14 protein-coding genes are annotated in these 16165 nt (G+C 37.2%); 11 read left to right on the top strand and 3 right to left on the bottom strand.

The window, feature by feature from the left end; genetic code table 11:
- Positions 1-72 precede the first annotated feature (72 nt).
- The 3 genes from QUF91_RS25680 (at position 73) to QUF91_RS25670 (ending at position 4312) form a co-directional block, all read left to right on the top strand.
- The gene (locus QUF91_RS25680; protein WP_289419787.1) at positions 73-780 is read left to right on the top strand and encodes a DsbA family oxidoreductase; all 708 of its coding nucleotides are present in this window, start codon (positions 73-75) and stop codon (positions 778-780) included.
- 238 nt (positions 781-1018) lie between these two features.
- Positions 1019-1645, top strand: a complete 627-nt coding sequence (locus QUF91_RS25675) for an FMN-dependent NADH-azoreductase (protein WP_285398821.1) — start codon at positions 1019-1021, stop codon at positions 1643-1645.
- A 306-nt stretch (positions 1646-1951) separates the two neighbouring features.
- Entirely contained in the window at positions 1952-4312 is a 2361-nt protein-coding gene (locus tag QUF91_RS25670; protein WP_285398820.1) for a bifunctional 2',3'-cyclic-nucleotide 2'-phosphodiesterase/3'-nucleotidase, read from the top strand.
- A gap of 30 nt (positions 4313-4342) precedes the next feature.
- Here QUF91_RS25670 and QUF91_RS25665 read toward each other — a convergent pair whose 3' ends face one another.
- Positions 4343-4711, bottom strand: a complete 369-nt coding sequence (locus QUF91_RS25665; RefSeq protein WP_285398818.1) for a DUF2500 domain-containing protein — start codon at positions 4709-4711, stop codon at positions 4343-4345.
- 65 nt (positions 4712-4776) lie between these two features.
- Positions 4777-4926 carry a YceI family protein gene (locus tag QUF91_RS28230; RefSeq protein WP_350224367.1) on the bottom strand — a complete coding sequence of 50 codons (150 nt, stop codon included), beginning with the start codon at positions 4924-4926 and terminating at the stop codon, positions 4777-4779.
- 780 nt (positions 4927-5706) lie between these two features.
- Here QUF91_RS28230 and QUF91_RS25660 point away from each other — a divergent pair.
- From QUF91_RS25660 to QUF91_RS25635, 6 genes are all read left to right on the top strand, one after another.
- Positions 5707-6012 (top strand): winged helix-turn-helix transcriptional regulator, encoded by a 306-nt coding sequence (locus QUF91_RS25660; RefSeq protein WP_285398817.1) that lies wholly within the window; start codon positions 5707-5709, stop codon positions 6010-6012.
- A gap of 222 nt (positions 6013-6234) precedes the next feature.
- On the top strand, positions 6235-7149 hold the full coding sequence (murB, locus tag QUF91_RS25655) for a UDP-N-acetylmuramate dehydrogenase (RefSeq protein WP_285398816.1): 915 nt from the start codon (positions 6235-6237) through the stop codon (positions 7147-7149).
- 56 nt (positions 7150-7205) lie between these two features.
- A complete protein-coding gene (locus QUF91_RS25650; RefSeq protein WP_285398815.1) occupies positions 7206-7961 on the top strand; it encodes an exodeoxyribonuclease III in 756 nt (251 codons plus the stop codon).
- 551 nt (positions 7962-8512) lie between these two features.
- Positions 8513-9979, top strand: coding sequence for an IS1182 family transposase (locus tag QUF91_RS25645; RefSeq protein ID WP_285398117.1), 1467 nt, complete (start codon positions 8513-8515; stop codon positions 9977-9979).
- 94 nt (positions 9980-10073) lie between these two features.
- Positions 10074-10256, top strand: coding sequence for a hypothetical protein (locus QUF91_RS25640; protein ID WP_289419786.1), 183 nt, complete (start codon positions 10074-10076; stop codon positions 10254-10256).
- A 157-nt stretch (positions 10257-10413) separates the two neighbouring features.
- Positions 10414-12777 (top strand): penicillin acylase family protein, encoded by a 2364-nt coding sequence (locus QUF91_RS25635; RefSeq protein WP_289419785.1) that lies wholly within the window; start codon positions 10414-10416, stop codon positions 12775-12777.
- Here QUF91_RS25635 and QUF91_RS25630 read toward each other — a convergent pair.
- Positions 12743-12961, bottom strand: coding sequence for a hypothetical protein (locus QUF91_RS25630; protein ID WP_289419784.1), 219 nt, complete (start codon positions 12959-12961; stop codon positions 12743-12745). The genes QUF91_RS25635 and QUF91_RS25630 overlap by 35 nt on opposite strands.
- Before the next feature lie 715 nt (positions 12962-13676).
- Between QUF91_RS25630 and QUF91_RS25625 the strand changes: the two genes are divergently transcribed.
- Complete coding sequence (locus QUF91_RS25625; protein WP_285398810.1) at positions 13677-14048, top strand: ArsR/SmtB family transcription factor; 372 nt, start codon at positions 13677-13679, stop codon at positions 14046-14048.
- Positions 14029-16155, top strand: a complete 2127-nt coding sequence (locus QUF91_RS25620) for a heavy metal translocating P-type ATPase (protein WP_289419783.1) — start codon at positions 14029-14031, stop codon at positions 16153-16155. Before QUF91_RS25625 ends, QUF91_RS25620 begins: the two co-directional genes overlap by 20 nt.
- Positions 16156-16165: the final 10 nt, after the last annotated feature.

The raw sequence follows: 16165 nt of genomic DNA, 5'->3' as shown, positions 1-16165 counted from the left end.
AACAATGAAGCATAAAAATTGCCTTAGTATAATTACTATCGCTACAATGTAGCCAAAGGAGCGTGACAAGCTATGAAAATTGAAATCTGGTCAGATTATGTATGTCCATTTTGTTATATTGGTAAAAAACAATTGGAACAGGCGATTCAGGATACTGGCTTTGCAGGGCAGATAGAGCTCGTTTATAAAAGCTATCAACTTGACCCAACAACACCAGTGGATACAAATGTGTCTACGTATGAAGCATTGGCGAAAAAGTATGGAATGTCGCTAGAAAAAGCGAAGGAAATGACGCAAGGTGTTGCTGCTCGCGCAAAAGAAGTTGGGTTAGATTATAATTTCGATAAGCTAATGGAGGAAAATACATTAAAAGCGCATCGCCTTGTAAAATGGGCAGAACAGCAAGGGGATGTTACTGAACTTGTTGAAGCACTGTTACGCAATTATTTTATCGAAGCAAAGCGTATTGGGCAGGATGACGTTTTAATCGATATTGCTGAGCAAGTAGGTCTGAATCGTGAAGAAGTTGCAAAGGTTCTTTCAAACGATGAATTTAAAATTGAGGTAGAGACTGATATACAAGAAGGGCTACAACTTGGCGTACGAGGCGTACCGTTCTTTGTGTTAAATCGCAAGTACGGTATTTCTGGGGCACAACCTCAAGAAGTATTTGAAGAAACTTTGCGTAAAGTAGCGGAGGAAGAAGGCTTACAACCTGGGCTAAAGATGGCAGGCTCTGAAGATGGTGGAGTTTGTACGGATGATAGCTGTAAATTTTAATTCTGTTGGAACAAGGTCAAGAAATAATAGGATCTGATCAGTTTTGAAAGGAAGCCGATCAGAATAGTGGAGGACCCGATCAAACGGAAATCTACTCCACATTATGAATTGAAATATCAACATTTCAGCCAAAAGTCTGAGTCTACTAGCATTGACTTTTTATAGGAAATTTTTTAATATACTTATATATCTTGAATTCGAGATATTAAATTGTGAGTTTTAAGGGAGAATTTATATAATGAATGTATTAGTAGTAAAAGCTAACAACCGTCCGGATGGTATTTCAACAAAAATGTATGACACATTTATGGAAAATGTACAGGGTGTAAATGTAACGACTTTTGACGTATTCGCAGAAGACATGCCTTATTTCGGTCAAGATCTTTTCAATGCTTTTGGTAAAGTACAAAACGGTGAAGAGTTAACTGACATCGAATCACGTCTATTAGCGGCTAAACAAAAAGCTATGGATGCTTTAACGGCAGCTGACGTAGTCGTATTTGCTTTCCCACTTTGGAATTTAACAATCCCAGCGACATTACAAACTTTCATTGACTATGTATTCCAAGCTGGTTATACATTTAAATATGGTGAAAACGGTCAATTAGTTAGCTTAATGACTGACAAAAAGGCTATCATTTTAAATGCTCGTGGTGGTTACTATTCATTACCAGAAGCTCAGCCGATGGAAATGTCAGTTAATTACATTAAAAACGTTGTTGGTGGCATATTCGGTATGGAAATTATCGATGAAGTTATCATTGAAGGTCATAATGCTTCACCAGATAAAGCTCAAGAGATTATTGCAAATGGCCTAGAGTTAGTTAAAAAAGTAGCTCAATCTTTACAAACTGTAAATGCATAATAAATTATTTATTGATAAAAGTTCTCTCTAATTTGAGAGGACTTTTTTTACTTTTTTCATAGAGGTACGGTAGTGATAAGGAGGTCTGACATATTGGTGCTGGGGACTTTTTATTGATTTACATTTAATAACATCAGATTATGATGAATGATTATGACATAATATTAATCTATCATTTTCCTGTAAAGTGTTTGGCTATTCGTTTAAAAGTACATACAATTAGGTCTATTTATTCAGTTAAAATATAAATTAGTATACTATAATAGAAATCGTAGGAAAATATTAGATTTATAAGGAGGCTGTTACATGAATAAGAAATTAATGACTAAATTTTTAGCGATGTTACTTGTTCTGTTCACGGTGTTGCCATTTGGATTTTCCGCAAATGCTGCATCAAACGACGTGACTCGTGGAGATTACGTGAAAGAATTAGTAGAAAGCTTAAATGTCGAGCTGGGGGATGGTTCCACACTTACCTTCACTGACGTCCCTAAGGATTTAGCCCCGTATGTAGAAAAAGCAGTAGAGTTGAAACTTATTAAAGGTAAAACTCCGACATTGTTTGGTCCAAACGATAAAATGACGCGTCAACAAGCATTTGTTATTTCTGCTCGTGGATTAGTGAATGAAAACGCTCCGCTTTCTGTATTAGATAAGTTTAAGGATGCAGATCAAATTGCTAGTACACATAAGCAAGATTTAGCAAATGCTGTTGCGGCAAACATATTACAAGGTTTTGAGGATGACACAATTCGTCCTCGCGAGTATGTAACAACTGAGCAAATGCAAAGCATTGTTGAACGCTTTGTAGCTGAATACAAATTACCTACATCTGCAACTTCAGTGGATCTTCAAATTTTAGGTACAACAGATATTCATACAAATCTTGCAAATTATAATTATTTCTTAGATGCTGAATCAGCTACTGTAGGTTTAGCAAACACCGCTACATTAATTGAACAAGCTCGTGCTAAGAACCCGAATACATTATTATTTGATAATGGCGATCTAATTCAAGGAACGCCACTAGGCTCTTATAAAGCGTTAGAGAACGTTTTAAAGCCAGGTGAAGTTCATCCAGCTATTGCTGCACTTAATGCACTGAAATATGATGGTGGAACTTTAGGAAACCACGAGTTCAACTATGGCTTAGAGTTTTTAGATGAAGTATTAAATGATGCAAAATATCCAGTCGTAAATGCTAACACTTACGATGCTAAAACAAAAAAACATATGTATGAACCTTATGTCATTCTTGATAAAGAGGTTGTAGATAATACAGGTAAAAAACACACACTTAAAGTCGGCGTTACAGGTATTGTACCTACGAAAATTGTTGAATGGGATGCTATCCATTTAGCAGGTAAAGTAGAGATGCAAGAACCAGTTGAAGCGGTAAAAGAAGTTGTACCAGAAATGCAAAAAGCTGGAGCAGACGTAATTGTGGTTCTTTCACACTCAGGTATTGGTGAGGACACTTATGTAAAAGGTGCTGAAAACATTGGATACCAAATTTCTGAGATTGAAGGTGTCGACGCTTTAATTACAGGTCACTCTCATTTAACGTTCCCAGGTGACTATAAAAATCTTAAAAATGTTGACCAAGAAAAAGGTACGATTAACGGTGTACCTACTGTAATGGCAGGAAGCTATGGTAGCTATCTTGGCGTTATTGACTTAAAGCTAGAACAACAAGGCTCTAAATGGGCTGTAGTGGATGGACAAGGTTCTATCCGTTCTATTAAACAGGAAGGCTTAAAACCATCTAAAACAGTTTTAGATGCAATTAAAGAAGCACATGAAGGTACGTTAAAGTATATTCGTCAACCTGTGGGTGAGACAACAGCACCAATCCATAGCTATTTCTCAATGGTTCAAGACGATTCTTCAATTCAAATTGTGACTCAAGCTCAAAAATGGTTTATTGAAAAAGAATTAAAAGGTACTGCAGATGAAAACACACCACTTCTTTCAGCTGGTGCACCTTTCAAAGCAGGCTCACGTAACAACCCTGCAGATTACACAAATATTCCTGTAGGCCCGCTTGCGATTAAAAATATGGCAGACATCTATCACTTTGACAATACTGTTGCAACGATTAAAGTAACAGGAGCAGAAGCAATTGAATGGTTAGAAATGGCTGCTGGTATATTTACGACAATCGATCCAAATAAAACGGAAGAACAAAATATTATTGACCCAGAAGGACGTTCTTACAATTTTGATGTATTAGATGGTTTAACATATCAAATTGATGTAACTTCATCACCTAAATATGATCGTAGTGGTAAGTTAGTAGACGAAAAAGCGAACCGTATTAAAAACGTACAATATAACGGTAAACCAATTGATCTAAAACAAGAATTCATCATTATTACAAACAACTACCGTGTTGGTGGATCTTATGGTGCCACATTCAAAAATGCAGACGGCTCTAACGTAACAAACTATGCGTACGAAAATCGCCAAGCTGTTATAGATTACATTATGGAAAATAAAACAATTAATCCTGCTGCGGATAACAACTGGTCGTTTGTACCATTCCCAGCAAATACTAAAGTTATTTACAACTCAGCTAAAGATGCGCAAAAAGTTATTCCTACAGGCAGCAATATCGAATATTTAGGAGATACAGAAGGCGGCTTTGGTAAATATTTAATTAAATAATGATTAAATGTTAAAAGGAGAGCGCGTTGTTTAAACGCTGCTCTCCTTTTTTTGTCGCTCAAATGAGTGATAACGTGTTCCTTGAAATGTTAATAAGCCAAAGTCACCATCTGCAAGCTGTCCGTAATCACGACCATTCATTCTTAATTCTAGACGATCGCCACTTTGTACTTCAAACGTAACATAGTACGATGTATGAGCACTAGAGTTACCAGAACCTCCACTAGTATTAGACCGTTTTGTTACGACTATAGCGGGTACTGTTAATAATGGTTCATTGTTGTTTTTCGACCATTGTACGATGCTTTTAACAATAGTAAATGCAATGATGCCGAACACGATAAAAAACATTATCGAAATAAAAGAATTTGCAAAAGAGAATTCATCAAACCCGATCATAAAAGGCCTCCAATCTATGAAATATTGTGCTTGAAGTTGTTATAAAGGATTTATTTCAAGATCCACTACAAAATTAATACACCATCTGTTTCTAGGAGAATGTTATAAACTAAATTAAAATCCCGACGGTCAATCTGTGCCTTAGCTTGAAATCCATGTACTTCTTGCGCCCATGGATTTACACTGTTCCCTGTATATACTGTTGTAAATACGATAGGGATCGTTATGTCTTTAACAGTTGAATCTACATGAATCTCAAACTTCTTATCTTCTAGTTTTCAATATATGTAGACGTGAATAAAGTTTTTGGATAAATGTCAGCGTCAAAAAAATCAGGAAATACAAGATGTGCATCACAATCAAAGTTTTCCTAGCAACAGCGATTGTGAATGATATTTTTTCATCCTTCATTTGTTCAAAATCTGACACAGCTATTTCTGCATTGTACGATTCAAATTAACCATATATTTTGATATCATCATATGTCGTCCAAAAAAGCCAATAGGTGAATGACTAAAATCAATCGTATATTTTTTCATTGAAAAAGCACCCTTAAACCGTATCTTACACGAATGATAAATTAAACAATCCAGATATTCAATGGGTTTTTGGGAAAAATGAGAGAATATTACATTGGTAAAAGTTTATTTTGTGAATGTTTCAATGAAAGTCAGGTTAGTCAACATAACGTTTTCTTAAAGGGGATGCAACAATAGAAGTAGTCATAATAATAAAATCATGTGCATTTATATAGAAGTAAGTGGCTATTTTTATTAAATATTAGACTACCATGACTACTCTCTAATGGGGCGGGCATGGCTAATTTTTTTATGCCATCATTGGCTTTTATATGATGTTGTATCAAAAGTAAATACCGAAAATGAAAAATAACTATAGTTACACTTAGTAATCAAATAATAAATAGTAAATAAGTTACTTCAAATTTACTTTTCTTAAAATAATCGTTACAATAGATTACATAAGAGGTGAAAAAAATGAATGAGACAAATTTATGTCCTCGTTTAGCTAAAGCAATGGATTTAATTGGAAAACGCTGGACAGGGCTAATTTTATATCAATTATTAGATGGACCACAGCGCTTTAATGAGATTGAATCTGCATTACCTGTAAGTGGCCGTTTATTATCGGAACGTTTAAAAGAGCTAGAAAAAGAAGGGCTTGTTGAACGAAAAGTGTATTCAGAGGTACCAGTACGTGTTGAATATTCTTTGACAGATAAAGGGCGTGCACTCGAAGGAGCAATCCGCAATATCGAATCATGGGCAACGAACTGGCTTTAAAAGTGTGAAGTCTATCTCGAAATTTCAGATGGATTGATAAACATTGGACATATGTAATACTAATGACCATGAGTTTTCTTTATCCTATTATTCATTTCTGCACAGGGAGTCTCGTTACCTGTTAAGGCGAGATAAAAAATACCCTTCATTTTACTTGTCAAATTAGGGTTCTAAATCCATACTAGTGTAGAGTAAGAAGGACGTTAGAAAGGAATTAGCTTCATGACAAAAGAACAATGGGTGGCGGATTTAGCACAGAGCGTTAATCCAGCCAATATTAAGTTAGATGAATCATTACAGCAATATACTATGACAAAATTAGGTGGTAAAGCGGATGTTTTCGTTCTCGCTGAAACAGAGGATGAGGCAGCAACGGTTATTCGCTATGCTTCCGTGAATAATATACCATTATTAATGTTAGGTAATGGATCTAATATGGTCGTTCGTGATGGCGGTCATCGAGGGATCGTTGTTACATTTTCACATTTAGATGAAATTCATATTAATGGTGACCATGTTTACGCGCAAAGCGGTGCACTTATAAAGGATGTATCAAAGCTGGCAGCAGCAGCATCTTTAACAGGCTTTGAATTTGCATGTGGTATTCCAGGCTCGATTGGTGGAGCTATGGCAATGAATGCAGGTGCATATGGTGGTGAAATTAAGGATATTATTATTTCATCAAAAGTGTTAACAAAAGAAGGCGACATTTTAATATTATCAAAAGAAGAGCTTGAACTTGGATATCGTCAAAGTATCATTGCCAAAAAGGGATACTATGTACTATCATCCGAATTTCAATTAGCTAAAGGTGTGCAGGAAGAAATTGATGCAAAAATTGCTGATTTAACGTTTCAGCGAGAATCTAAGCAGCCGTTAGAATACCCATCTGCGGGGAGTGTTTTTAAGCGCCCACCAGGTCACTTTGCAGGCAAGCTTATTCAAGATAGTGGCTTACAAGGAAAAGGCGTAGGTGATGCAGAGGTATCAACGAAGCATGCGGGCTTTATTGTTAATAAAGGTAATGCAACGGCTACTGACTATATTGCAACAATTCAAATGGTGCAACGAGTGGTGAAAGAAAAGTTTGGCATCGATTTAGAAACAGAAGTAAAAATCGTTGGTGACGACTTATAGGACTCTACGCTCTTCGCTGATGGCGAAGGGTGTTTTTTTAAGGAGTGAAACAGCAAATGAAATTTATATCTTGGAATGTCAATGGAATTCGAGCATGCTTAGGTAAAGGGTTTTTAGATTTTTTGAATCAGGTAGATGCAGATTTTTTCTGTATTCAAGAAACGAAGTGTCAGGCTGGACAAGTGGAGATTTCACTTGAGGGATATGAGCAATATTGGAATTATGCACAGAAGAAAGGTTATTCAGGTACAGCTATTTTTACAAAGCATACCCCACTTGCAGTACGTTACGGCGTAGGTGAGGATGAGTCGCAGGAAGAAGGGAGAATTATTACGTTAGAGTATGAAGATTTTTACTTAGTGAATGTCTATACTCCGAATTCGCAGCGTGATTTAGCTAGACTACCTCTTCGTTTAGAGTGGGAGGATCGATTAGCGCTCTATTTAAAAGAGCTAGATGCCAAGAAACCTATAGTATACTGTGGCGATTTAAATGTTGCACATATGGAAATTGATTTGAAAAATGCAAAGTCGAATGTTGGTAATTCAGGTTTTACATATGAAGAACGTGCAAAAATGACTGAGCTATTGGCAAGTGGTTTTGTAGATTCATTCCGCTACATGCATCCAGATACGACAGACCACTATACTTGGTGGTCCTATATGAACAAAGTACGTGAACGTAATATTGGATGGCGTATTGATTACTTTATTGTTTCTGAGAGACTAAAGAGCAAAATTAACGTGGCAAGTATTCATTCACAAATTATGGGCAGCGATCATTGTCCAATCGAGCTACAGCTTAATAACTAGTATTTATGAAAAATAAAATGGTCAAGGAAATCTTTGCGAATGTTGTGGCACTTTAAATGAGGTGATTTCCGTTCCAGGCTACTCGCTTTCCTGTGGGCGAGCGCCGAGCTGCTTCCTCCGCTCTGCTCCGTGCAGGGTCTCGCCTGTCTTGCTTTCCCACGGGAGTCGAGTAGCTTTCCACTCCAATCAACAATAGCGTAGAACTTTGAATTTTAACCATTTTAAAAGTGAACGATATGGTCACTCATCATAATTAAACCAAATAGAGTGTATATCTTGCCATTGCTGTCGCTTTATTAGTACTATGCTTCGCACAGAGAAAACATTTTGCTAAAGTTTCCGTTTTGTCACTATAAATTAGAATGACATGGTAAGAAATACATGCTAAGTGAATTGGTTGATTGGAGTGGAGACTGAGCGACTCCTTGGGGATTAGCGTCGAGGGCACTGAAAAAGTGGTTAGATAAAGGAAGTAGCGAATTTTTTCTCTACTTCCTTTTCTTTTTCATCTATAATTATTAGTATACTGTTCATTTTAGGTGGTGCTTTTTATGCTTTCCAAACAAGAAACGCTTGCTCTTAGTCCTCATATGGCAATCTATGATTTAGTTGTGCCAAAAGATAATATGCTTCGTCAAATGAAGGAATTAATTGATTTTACTTTTGTTTTAGAGGAATTAGAGACTAAATATTGTCTAGATAATGGTCGTTACGCTATTTCACCTATTCGTATGTTCAAATATTTATTACTTAAGGCAATTTATGATATTTCTGATGTTGATGTAGTAGAACGTTCTAAATATGATATGTCCTTTAAATATTTTTTAGATATGGCACCAGAAGAAGGTGTTATTGAGGCAAGTTCTTTAACAAAATTCCGTCGATTACGTTTACAAGATGTCCAATTGTTAGATTTACTCATTCACAAAACCGTAGAACTAGCTATTGCACAGGGTGTTTTAAAAAGTAAAACATTGATTGTAGACGCAACACATACGAAGGCACGCTACCAACAGAAGTCCCCGAAAGAGTTTTTACAAGAGAAATCAAAACAGGTACGAAAAGCCGTGTATCAATTCGATGAAACAATGAAATCAAAATTTCCCACTAAACCGACTTCTCAAGATATCCAAAAAGAAGTGGACTATTGTCACCAAGTCATTCAAATAATAGAAGAAAATAAGGCTATTGCTCAAATACCAAGTGTACAAGAAAAAGTAAATGTCCTCAAAGAAGTTATTGAAGATTATGAGCTTAAAATAAATTACTCAGCTGATCCTGATGCACGTGTCGGTTATAAATCTAAAGAGAATCCTTTCTTTGGTTATAAAACACATTTGGCAATGAGTGATGAAAGACTTATAACAGCAGTAGTTGTAACAACAGGTGAAAAAAGTGACGGGAATTATTTACAAGAGCTAGTAGAGAAGAGTGAGCAAGCAGGCATAGAAGTGAACACCATTCTTGGAGATACAGCGTATTCTGGTAAAGAGAATTTATTATACACAAAAAAGAAAGAGATTCAACTCATTTCAAGGCTACATCCTGTTATTACGAACGGTCAACGGAAGCAAGAAAGTAAGTTTGAGTTTAATAAAGATGCCGATTTATATGTGTGCCCTGCTGGACATTTAGCAAAGAGTAAAAGTATTAAAAAGCGTAAGAATTCCACGCAAAATACACAATTAAAATATTTCTTTGATATAGAAAAATGTAAAGTTTGTCCTTTAAAAGAAGGGTGTTATAAAGAAGGAGCGAAAACAAAAAGTTATTCAGTTTCTCTTCTGTCAAATGAACACATAGAACAAGAAGTGTTTCAGGAAACGGAATCCTTTAAACAATTGGCAAAAGAACGCTATAAAATCGAAGCAAAGAATAGTGAAATAAAAAACAGACACGGGTATAATCAAGCAAACGCCACGGGTCTATTTGGTATGCAAATACAAGCAGCCGCAACGCTATTTGTCGTGAATATGAAGAGAATTTTAAAACTAATGAACGAAAAAAGCAAAGAATAATGAAAGAAATCGGACGACCCCTTCCTAAAAAAGGATGAAATGGCGCCCGATATTTTTTTTGAGTTAAAAAATTTTAATTTTGATGAGTTTTTCAGTGCCCTCGATTAGCGTCACAGATGAGACCCTGGAGCGAGCAACGCGAGTGAAGCGGCTCATCGGACGCCCCCAGGAAGCTTTGCTCTGTGCGAAAGCGAAGCGACAGCTACAAAGCGCTCAGTCGGAACGGAAATCAACCCCTTGTTTTGCGAAAGACCATATTTTAATTAATAACACCTAATCTCATTGAGACAATAGTTTTTCAACAACATAAAAAATCGTATTTTCTTAAAAGGAAATACGATTTTTTTTTATACTGCAAAGCAATAAACGCAATAAACAGTAAACTTCGAATCTTTAAAAGGTAACAGAATATATTGCAAAAAGGGGGTTGAGGTGTGAGAAAGTTTACATGGAAAAAATGGCTTCTTGCTATAGCTGGACTTTTATCGGTAGTTGCTATTGTCGCATTGATCAGTTTTACATGGTTTATGAATAAATCAAAACCAATAATTGATGGGGAGCTTTCGATGAGTATGCTGGATCAGGATGTAACTGTCACAAGAGATGACAAGGGGATCCCGCATATTTTTGCTAAGACAGATGCAGACTTGTATCGCGCGCAAGGCTATGTTCAAGCGCAGGACCGACTGTTTCAAATGGATTTAGCGCGAAGACAGGCGAGCGGTCGCTTGTCAGAAATAATCGGTGAGGCAACGATTAATACGGATAAATATTTCCGAACATTTAGTTTACGAGATGCAGCTGAAAAATCATTATCCAGCTATGATGCAGAAAGTAGACAGGCACTTGAGTGGTTTACGGATGGCGTCAATGCTTTTATTGCGCAGGCGAAGGAAAATAATACATTAAGTTATGAATTTGCATTACTAGGATATGAACCAGAGGAGTGGTCCGTTGTAGACTCTCTTACTATTGGTAAATATATGGCCTATGATTTAGGTGGTAACTGGAACACGCTCGCCTTCCGTCATTGGGCATTACAAAACTTTAGCGAAGAAAAGGCAAAAGAATTATTTATAAAATATCCTGAAAACGCTGCATCCATAATAGCGGCAAATAAAGATAATCCAGTAGCGGTGGTGGGACATTTTAATGCAGACCTGTTACCAAATGAATTTAATGGTAGTAATAACTGGGTTGTATCAGGGAGTAAGACGAAAAATGGTACACCTATTTTAGCAGATGATCCACATTTAGGATTAAGCACACCATCTATTTGGTATCAAATGCATCTACAATCCCCAGAGCAAAATGTTAGTGGCGTAATCTTTGCAGGTATTCCAGGCATTATTTTAGGTCACAACGATGACATTGCGTGGGGAGTAACGAATGTTGGACCAGATGTGCAGGATTTATATATTGAAATACCAAATCCGGATAATCCAACCCAATTCCGATACGATGGTAAATGGGAACAAGCGGAGGTACGTGATGAATCGATTAAAGTAAAGGACGGAGAAACGGTAGATTTTGAAGTCGTTGTCACACGTCATGGGCCTATTATGACGGATTTAGCATTTAAAGATACAGAGCCAACCGCACAATTTTCGATGCAATGGACGGCACTTCAATCGACGTCAGAGCTACGTGCAGTACTAGGATTTAATAAGGCAAAGTCCTGGAATGAATTTGAAAAAGCGTTAGAAGATTTTAAGGCACCAGCTCAAAATTTCGTCTTTGCATCAAAGGATGGCACGATCGCTTATAAAGCGAATGGTCAAATTCCCATTCGAAAGCAAGGGGACGGGCAATTACCAGTACCGGGTGATTCTAGTGACTATGGGTGGGAGGGCTTTATCCCGTGGGATGAGCTACCGACTGTAGTAAATCCAGAAGAAGGCTTTATTGCAACAGCGAATAATGAAGTTATTGGGGAAGAGTATCCTTATCATATAACGGATTTCTGGGCACAGCCTTATCGTTTTGAACGGATTAAGGAAGTGTTAGAAGCAAATGATTCTTTAACAGTGGAAGACATGATGAATTTACAAATGGATCAGCACAACCTATATGCGCGTGAGTTTTTACCATCTTTATTAACGTCGATAAAAGCCCAAGATCAGGGTGGGAAATATAAAGATGTCATTCAATTATTAGAGAATTGGGACATGGTAGATGCAAAGGATTCAGGGGCGCCATTAGTGTTCCATACATTAATGCAAAAGTTACAAGAAGTGTTATTTAAGGATCAGATGCCAGAAGATATGTATGATTTAATGTACGGGAAATTTAATATTACAGACCAGCTTTTACGTACAGCCTATGCAGGTAAGAAGAGTATATGGATTGAGGAACAGGGCGGAGTCGATGCAACCGTTTACAAGGCACTAGAGCTCACTGTCGCACAAATAGAAAATCAATTCGGAAAAAATGCATCGAAATGGAAATGGGGAGACTTTCATCAACTTACCTTTGACCATACATTAGGCAACGCTTCGCCAATTCTTGCGGCATATTTTAATGCTAAAAAGATTCCTATTGGAGGTTCAAAGGTTACTGTTCAGGCTGCTGATAATGATTTAGCTGGGAATGTTACTCACGGAGCATCATGGCGCTTTGTTGTTGATGTTGGTGATTTAAGCTCAGCCTATCATATCGTTGGTCCTGGACAGAGTGGACATGTAAAATCTGCTTGGTATCAAGATCAAGTAATGGATTGGGCTAATGGAGACTATCATAAAACATATATAAGGAAAGATGATATTAAAGGTAAAACGTTACGATTAAAAGCACAATAGGAAGAGAGGTTATTCGCAAACGAGGGGTTGATTTCCGTTCCGGCAGGGCGCTTTGTAGCTGACGCTCTGCTTTCGCACAGAAAACATTTGTAGCTGCCGCTCCGCTTTCGCACAGAGCAAAGCTTCCTGGGGGTGTCCAGTCTTCACTCCAATCAACTAATTCACATGCCATAGGTTTTAACAAAATGACATCCAACTTTTTAGTTTTATCAGAACACTTTCAGGAATGATCGCCCAACTTTTAAATTTTATCGACATCTACCTTCCGAAGAGCAAAAAAGAGGCTTGGACAAAATTAGCTAATAGTAAAGAAAAAAGAGAAATCGATGCTGTTCGATTTCTCTTTTTTCTTGTTTGACTAAGTCATTCTATTTTCTTTACCCTATTTCTCTGCTAATGGCAGAATATTTCCGGAGATTTACTGCCTTGAGAACTTTTATAGACTAACTTTTTCGATTTATCGACCAACTTTTTCGATATATCACCAAACTTTCGAAAAATATCGACATCTACCTCCATGAAACACTAAATTTAACTTCAAAAAAGCGCGAGAAATCAACGTTTCTAAATTGATTTCTCACGCTTTTTAGGTTTTGACCAGTATTGTCCCAGTCCCTTTTACTTTATTATGTCGCTCAGTCGGAACGAAGATCAACCTCTTAGCGTGCCTTATTAATCTCAACTTGTTGAATATGTCACCATAATTTCATTATCAAAACAACATGCAAAGTTATCACATTGAAGTGATAGCTTTTTTATTTTTATAAGTTAGCAATTTATATAAAGACATTTTTTGAATTTGTGATATAAGTCATTTACATTCAAATATCTGTTTGAATATGATGGAATATTATGTTATAGTGATGACAATCAAACGAATATTTGAATGAGGTGGGGAAATGCCAAAAGAAGTATGTGAGATAACACAAGTTCACGAAGAAGCTGTCGTTAAGGTACAACAGCAAATGCCGGATCTATCAGGAGTAGCAAAATTTTTAAAGGCATTATCTGATGAAACAAGACTTAAAATTGCGTATGCCTTAACGGTCGAGGATGAATTATGTGTTTGTGATGTTGCCTCCATTATTGGCTCGTCAGTAGCAACAGCATCGCATCATTTACGTTATTTAAAAGATAATAACTTAGCAAAATCGTATCGTAAAGGAAAGCAAATGTATTACTCTTTAGCTGATGAGCATGTGTATCAAATTGTAACGGTTGCCTATGAACATACGAAAGAAGGGATTGCAGATGGGAGCGACGTCAACTAAACAAGAATATAGGTTGCAAAACTTGTCCTGTGCAAGCTGTGCAGCAAAGTTCGAAAAAAACGTGAAAGCTATTCCAGAGGTACAGGATGCGCAAGTTAATTTTGGTGCTTCTAAAATAACAGTTATTGGTGATGTTGGCGTTGATCAACTTGAAGAGGCAGGTGCTTTCGACGGCATAAAAGTATCCCAATCAACAGCAAGAACACTTGAAAAATCAACACCTTTTTATCGGAAAACAGAAAATATATTAGCTGGAATTGCCCTGATATTTGTAGTGCTTGGATATGTGTTTGGGGCAATACGTAGTGAAAAGGATCCCTTAGCTATTGGGATGTTTATTATCGCGATTCTAGTTGGGGGTATCGGGATTTTTAAAACGGGATTCCTCAATCTAGCGCGCTTTGAATTTGATATGAAGACACTGATGACCATTGCCGTAATAGGAGCGGCTATTATAGGAGAATGGAAAGAAGCAGCTGTTGTAGTCTTTTTATTTGCAGTAAGTGAAGCGCTTGAAGCGTATTCAATGGATAAAGCACGTCAATCGATTCGTCAGCTAATGGACATAGCTCCACCTACAGCAACGGTAAAGCGCGCGCATGGTGAACATTTCCATGAACTAGAGCTACCAACTGAGGAAATTAAAATTGGCGATATTTTAATCGTTAAACCGGGGCAAAAGATTGCTATGGACGGAATTGTAGTTAGTGGATTGTCAGCAGTGAATCAGGCAGCAATTACGGGCGAATCTATTCCCGTTAATAAAACGGTCGATGATGAAGTATTTGCAGGTACTTTAAATGAAGAAGGTGCCTTGGAAGTTCGTGTGACAAAGCGAGTAGAGGATACAACAATTGCCAAAATCATTCATCTTGTTGAAGAAGCACAGGCAGAAAAAGCACCTTCACAGCAGTTCGTGGATCGCTTTGCAAAATACTACACACCTGCAATTATGATTCTTGCTTTACTTGTAGCGGTTATACCACCTTTATTCGTAGGTGATTGGCAACATTGGATTTATCAAGGATTAGCAGTCCTTGTTGTAGGTTGTCCATGTGCACTAGTCGTTTCCACGCCAGTTGCTATTGTAACGGCAATCGGGAATGCTGCTAGACAGGGTGTCCTTATTAAGGGTGGTATTCATTTAGAGCAGCTAGGTCATATCGAAGCAATAGCATTTGATAAGACAGGTACACTGACAAAAGGCCAACCTGCTGTAACGGATATTTTTACAGCGAAAGAGATGTCGGAGGATTATGTTTTACAGCTAGTAGCGGCAGTTGAAAAACAATCGCAGCATCCATTAGCAAAAGCTATTTTGCAGGCATTGCATGCTAAAAATTTAACAGAGCTTATACCGGCTGACTTTCAATCCGTAACAGGCAAGGGCGCTTATGCAACGGTTGATGGTCAAACAATCTATGTAGGTAGCTTAAAATGGATTGCTACTTTAACGACTGTTGATGAAAAGGTAAAAGAACAGGTTAAAAACCTTCAAAAACAGGGTAAAACAGTTGTAGCAGCTGTTAGTAATGATCAGTTTATTGGGATGCTTGGAATTGCTGATCAATTACGTCAAGAAAGTAAAGATGTCTTGGATAAATTAAATGCTCTAAAAATAAAGCATAAAGTTATGCTGACAGGCGATGCAGAACCAACAGCACAGGCAATTGCAACTTCTTTAAATATGACAGATGTGAGGGCAAGTTTATTGCCAGCAGAAAAATTAATGGCCATTAAAGATTTACGTGCACAATTTGGCGCAGTGGCGATGGTAGGAGATGGCGTCAATGATGCGCCTGCACTTGCCTCAGCCAATGTTGGTATTGCAATGGGAGGTGCTGGCACTGATGCAGCACTAGAAACAGCAGATATCGCATTAATGGGTGATGATTTAACGAAGCTTCCTTATACGATTGGCTTAAGTAGAAAAACATTACGCATCATTAAAGAGAACATAATATTTGCCTTAGCCTTAAAATTAGTTGCCCTGTTACTCGTTATCCCGGGATGGTTAACATTGTGGATTGCAATCTTCGCAGATATGGGTGCTACATTACTAGTTGTTATTAATTCATTACGATTAATCAAAACTAAAAAATGGTGAATAATTAAAG

It is taken from the genome of Lysinibacillus sp. G4S2, assembly GCF_030348505.1.
Taxonomy (GTDB): Bacteria; Bacillota; Bacilli; order Bacillales_A; family Planococcaceae; genus Lysinibacillus.
The sequence above is the reverse complement of the archived record's forward strand: the minus strand, read 5'-3'. Positions and strand labels throughout refer to the sequence as shown.

Excerpts from the sequence above, each read along its gene's own strand:
- QUF91_RS25620 (WP_289419783.1), top strand. The coding sequence starts at position 14,029 with ATGGGAGCGACGTCAACTAAACAAGAATATAGGTTGCAAAACTTGTCC.
- QUF91_RS25675 (WP_285398821.1), top strand. The coding sequence starts at position 1,019 with ATGAATGTATTAGTAGTAAAAGCTAACAACCGTCCGGATGGTATTTCA.
- QUF91_RS25670 (WP_285398820.1), top strand. The coding sequence starts at position 1,952 with ATGAATAAGAAATTAATGACTAAATTTTTAGCGATGTTACTTGTTCTG.
- QUF91_RS25660 (WP_285398817.1), top strand. The coding sequence starts at position 5,707 with ATGAATGAGACAAATTTATGTCCTCGTTTAGCTAAAGCAATGGATTTA.
- QUF91_RS25680 (WP_289419787.1), top strand. The coding sequence starts at position 73 with ATGAAAATTGAAATCTGGTCAGATTATGTATGTCCATTTTGTTATATT.
- QUF91_RS25665 (WP_285398818.1), bottom strand. The coding sequence starts at position 4,711 with ATGATCGGGTTTGATGAATTCTCTTTTGCAAATTCTTTTATTTCGATA.
- QUF91_RS25625 (WP_285398810.1), top strand. The coding sequence starts at position 13,677 with ATGCCAAAAGAAGTATGTGAGATAACACAAGTTCACGAAGAAGCTGTC.
- QUF91_RS25650 (WP_285398815.1), top strand. The coding sequence starts at position 7,206 with ATGAAATTTATATCTTGGAATGTCAATGGAATTCGAGCATGCTTAGGT.
- murB (WP_285398816.1), top strand. The coding sequence starts at position 6,235 with ATGACAAAAGAACAATGGGTGGCGGATTTAGCACAGAGCGTTAATCCA.
- QUF91_RS25645 (WP_285398117.1), top strand. The coding sequence starts at position 8,513 with ATGCTTTCCAAACAAGAAACGCTTGCTCTTAGTCCTCATATGGCAATC.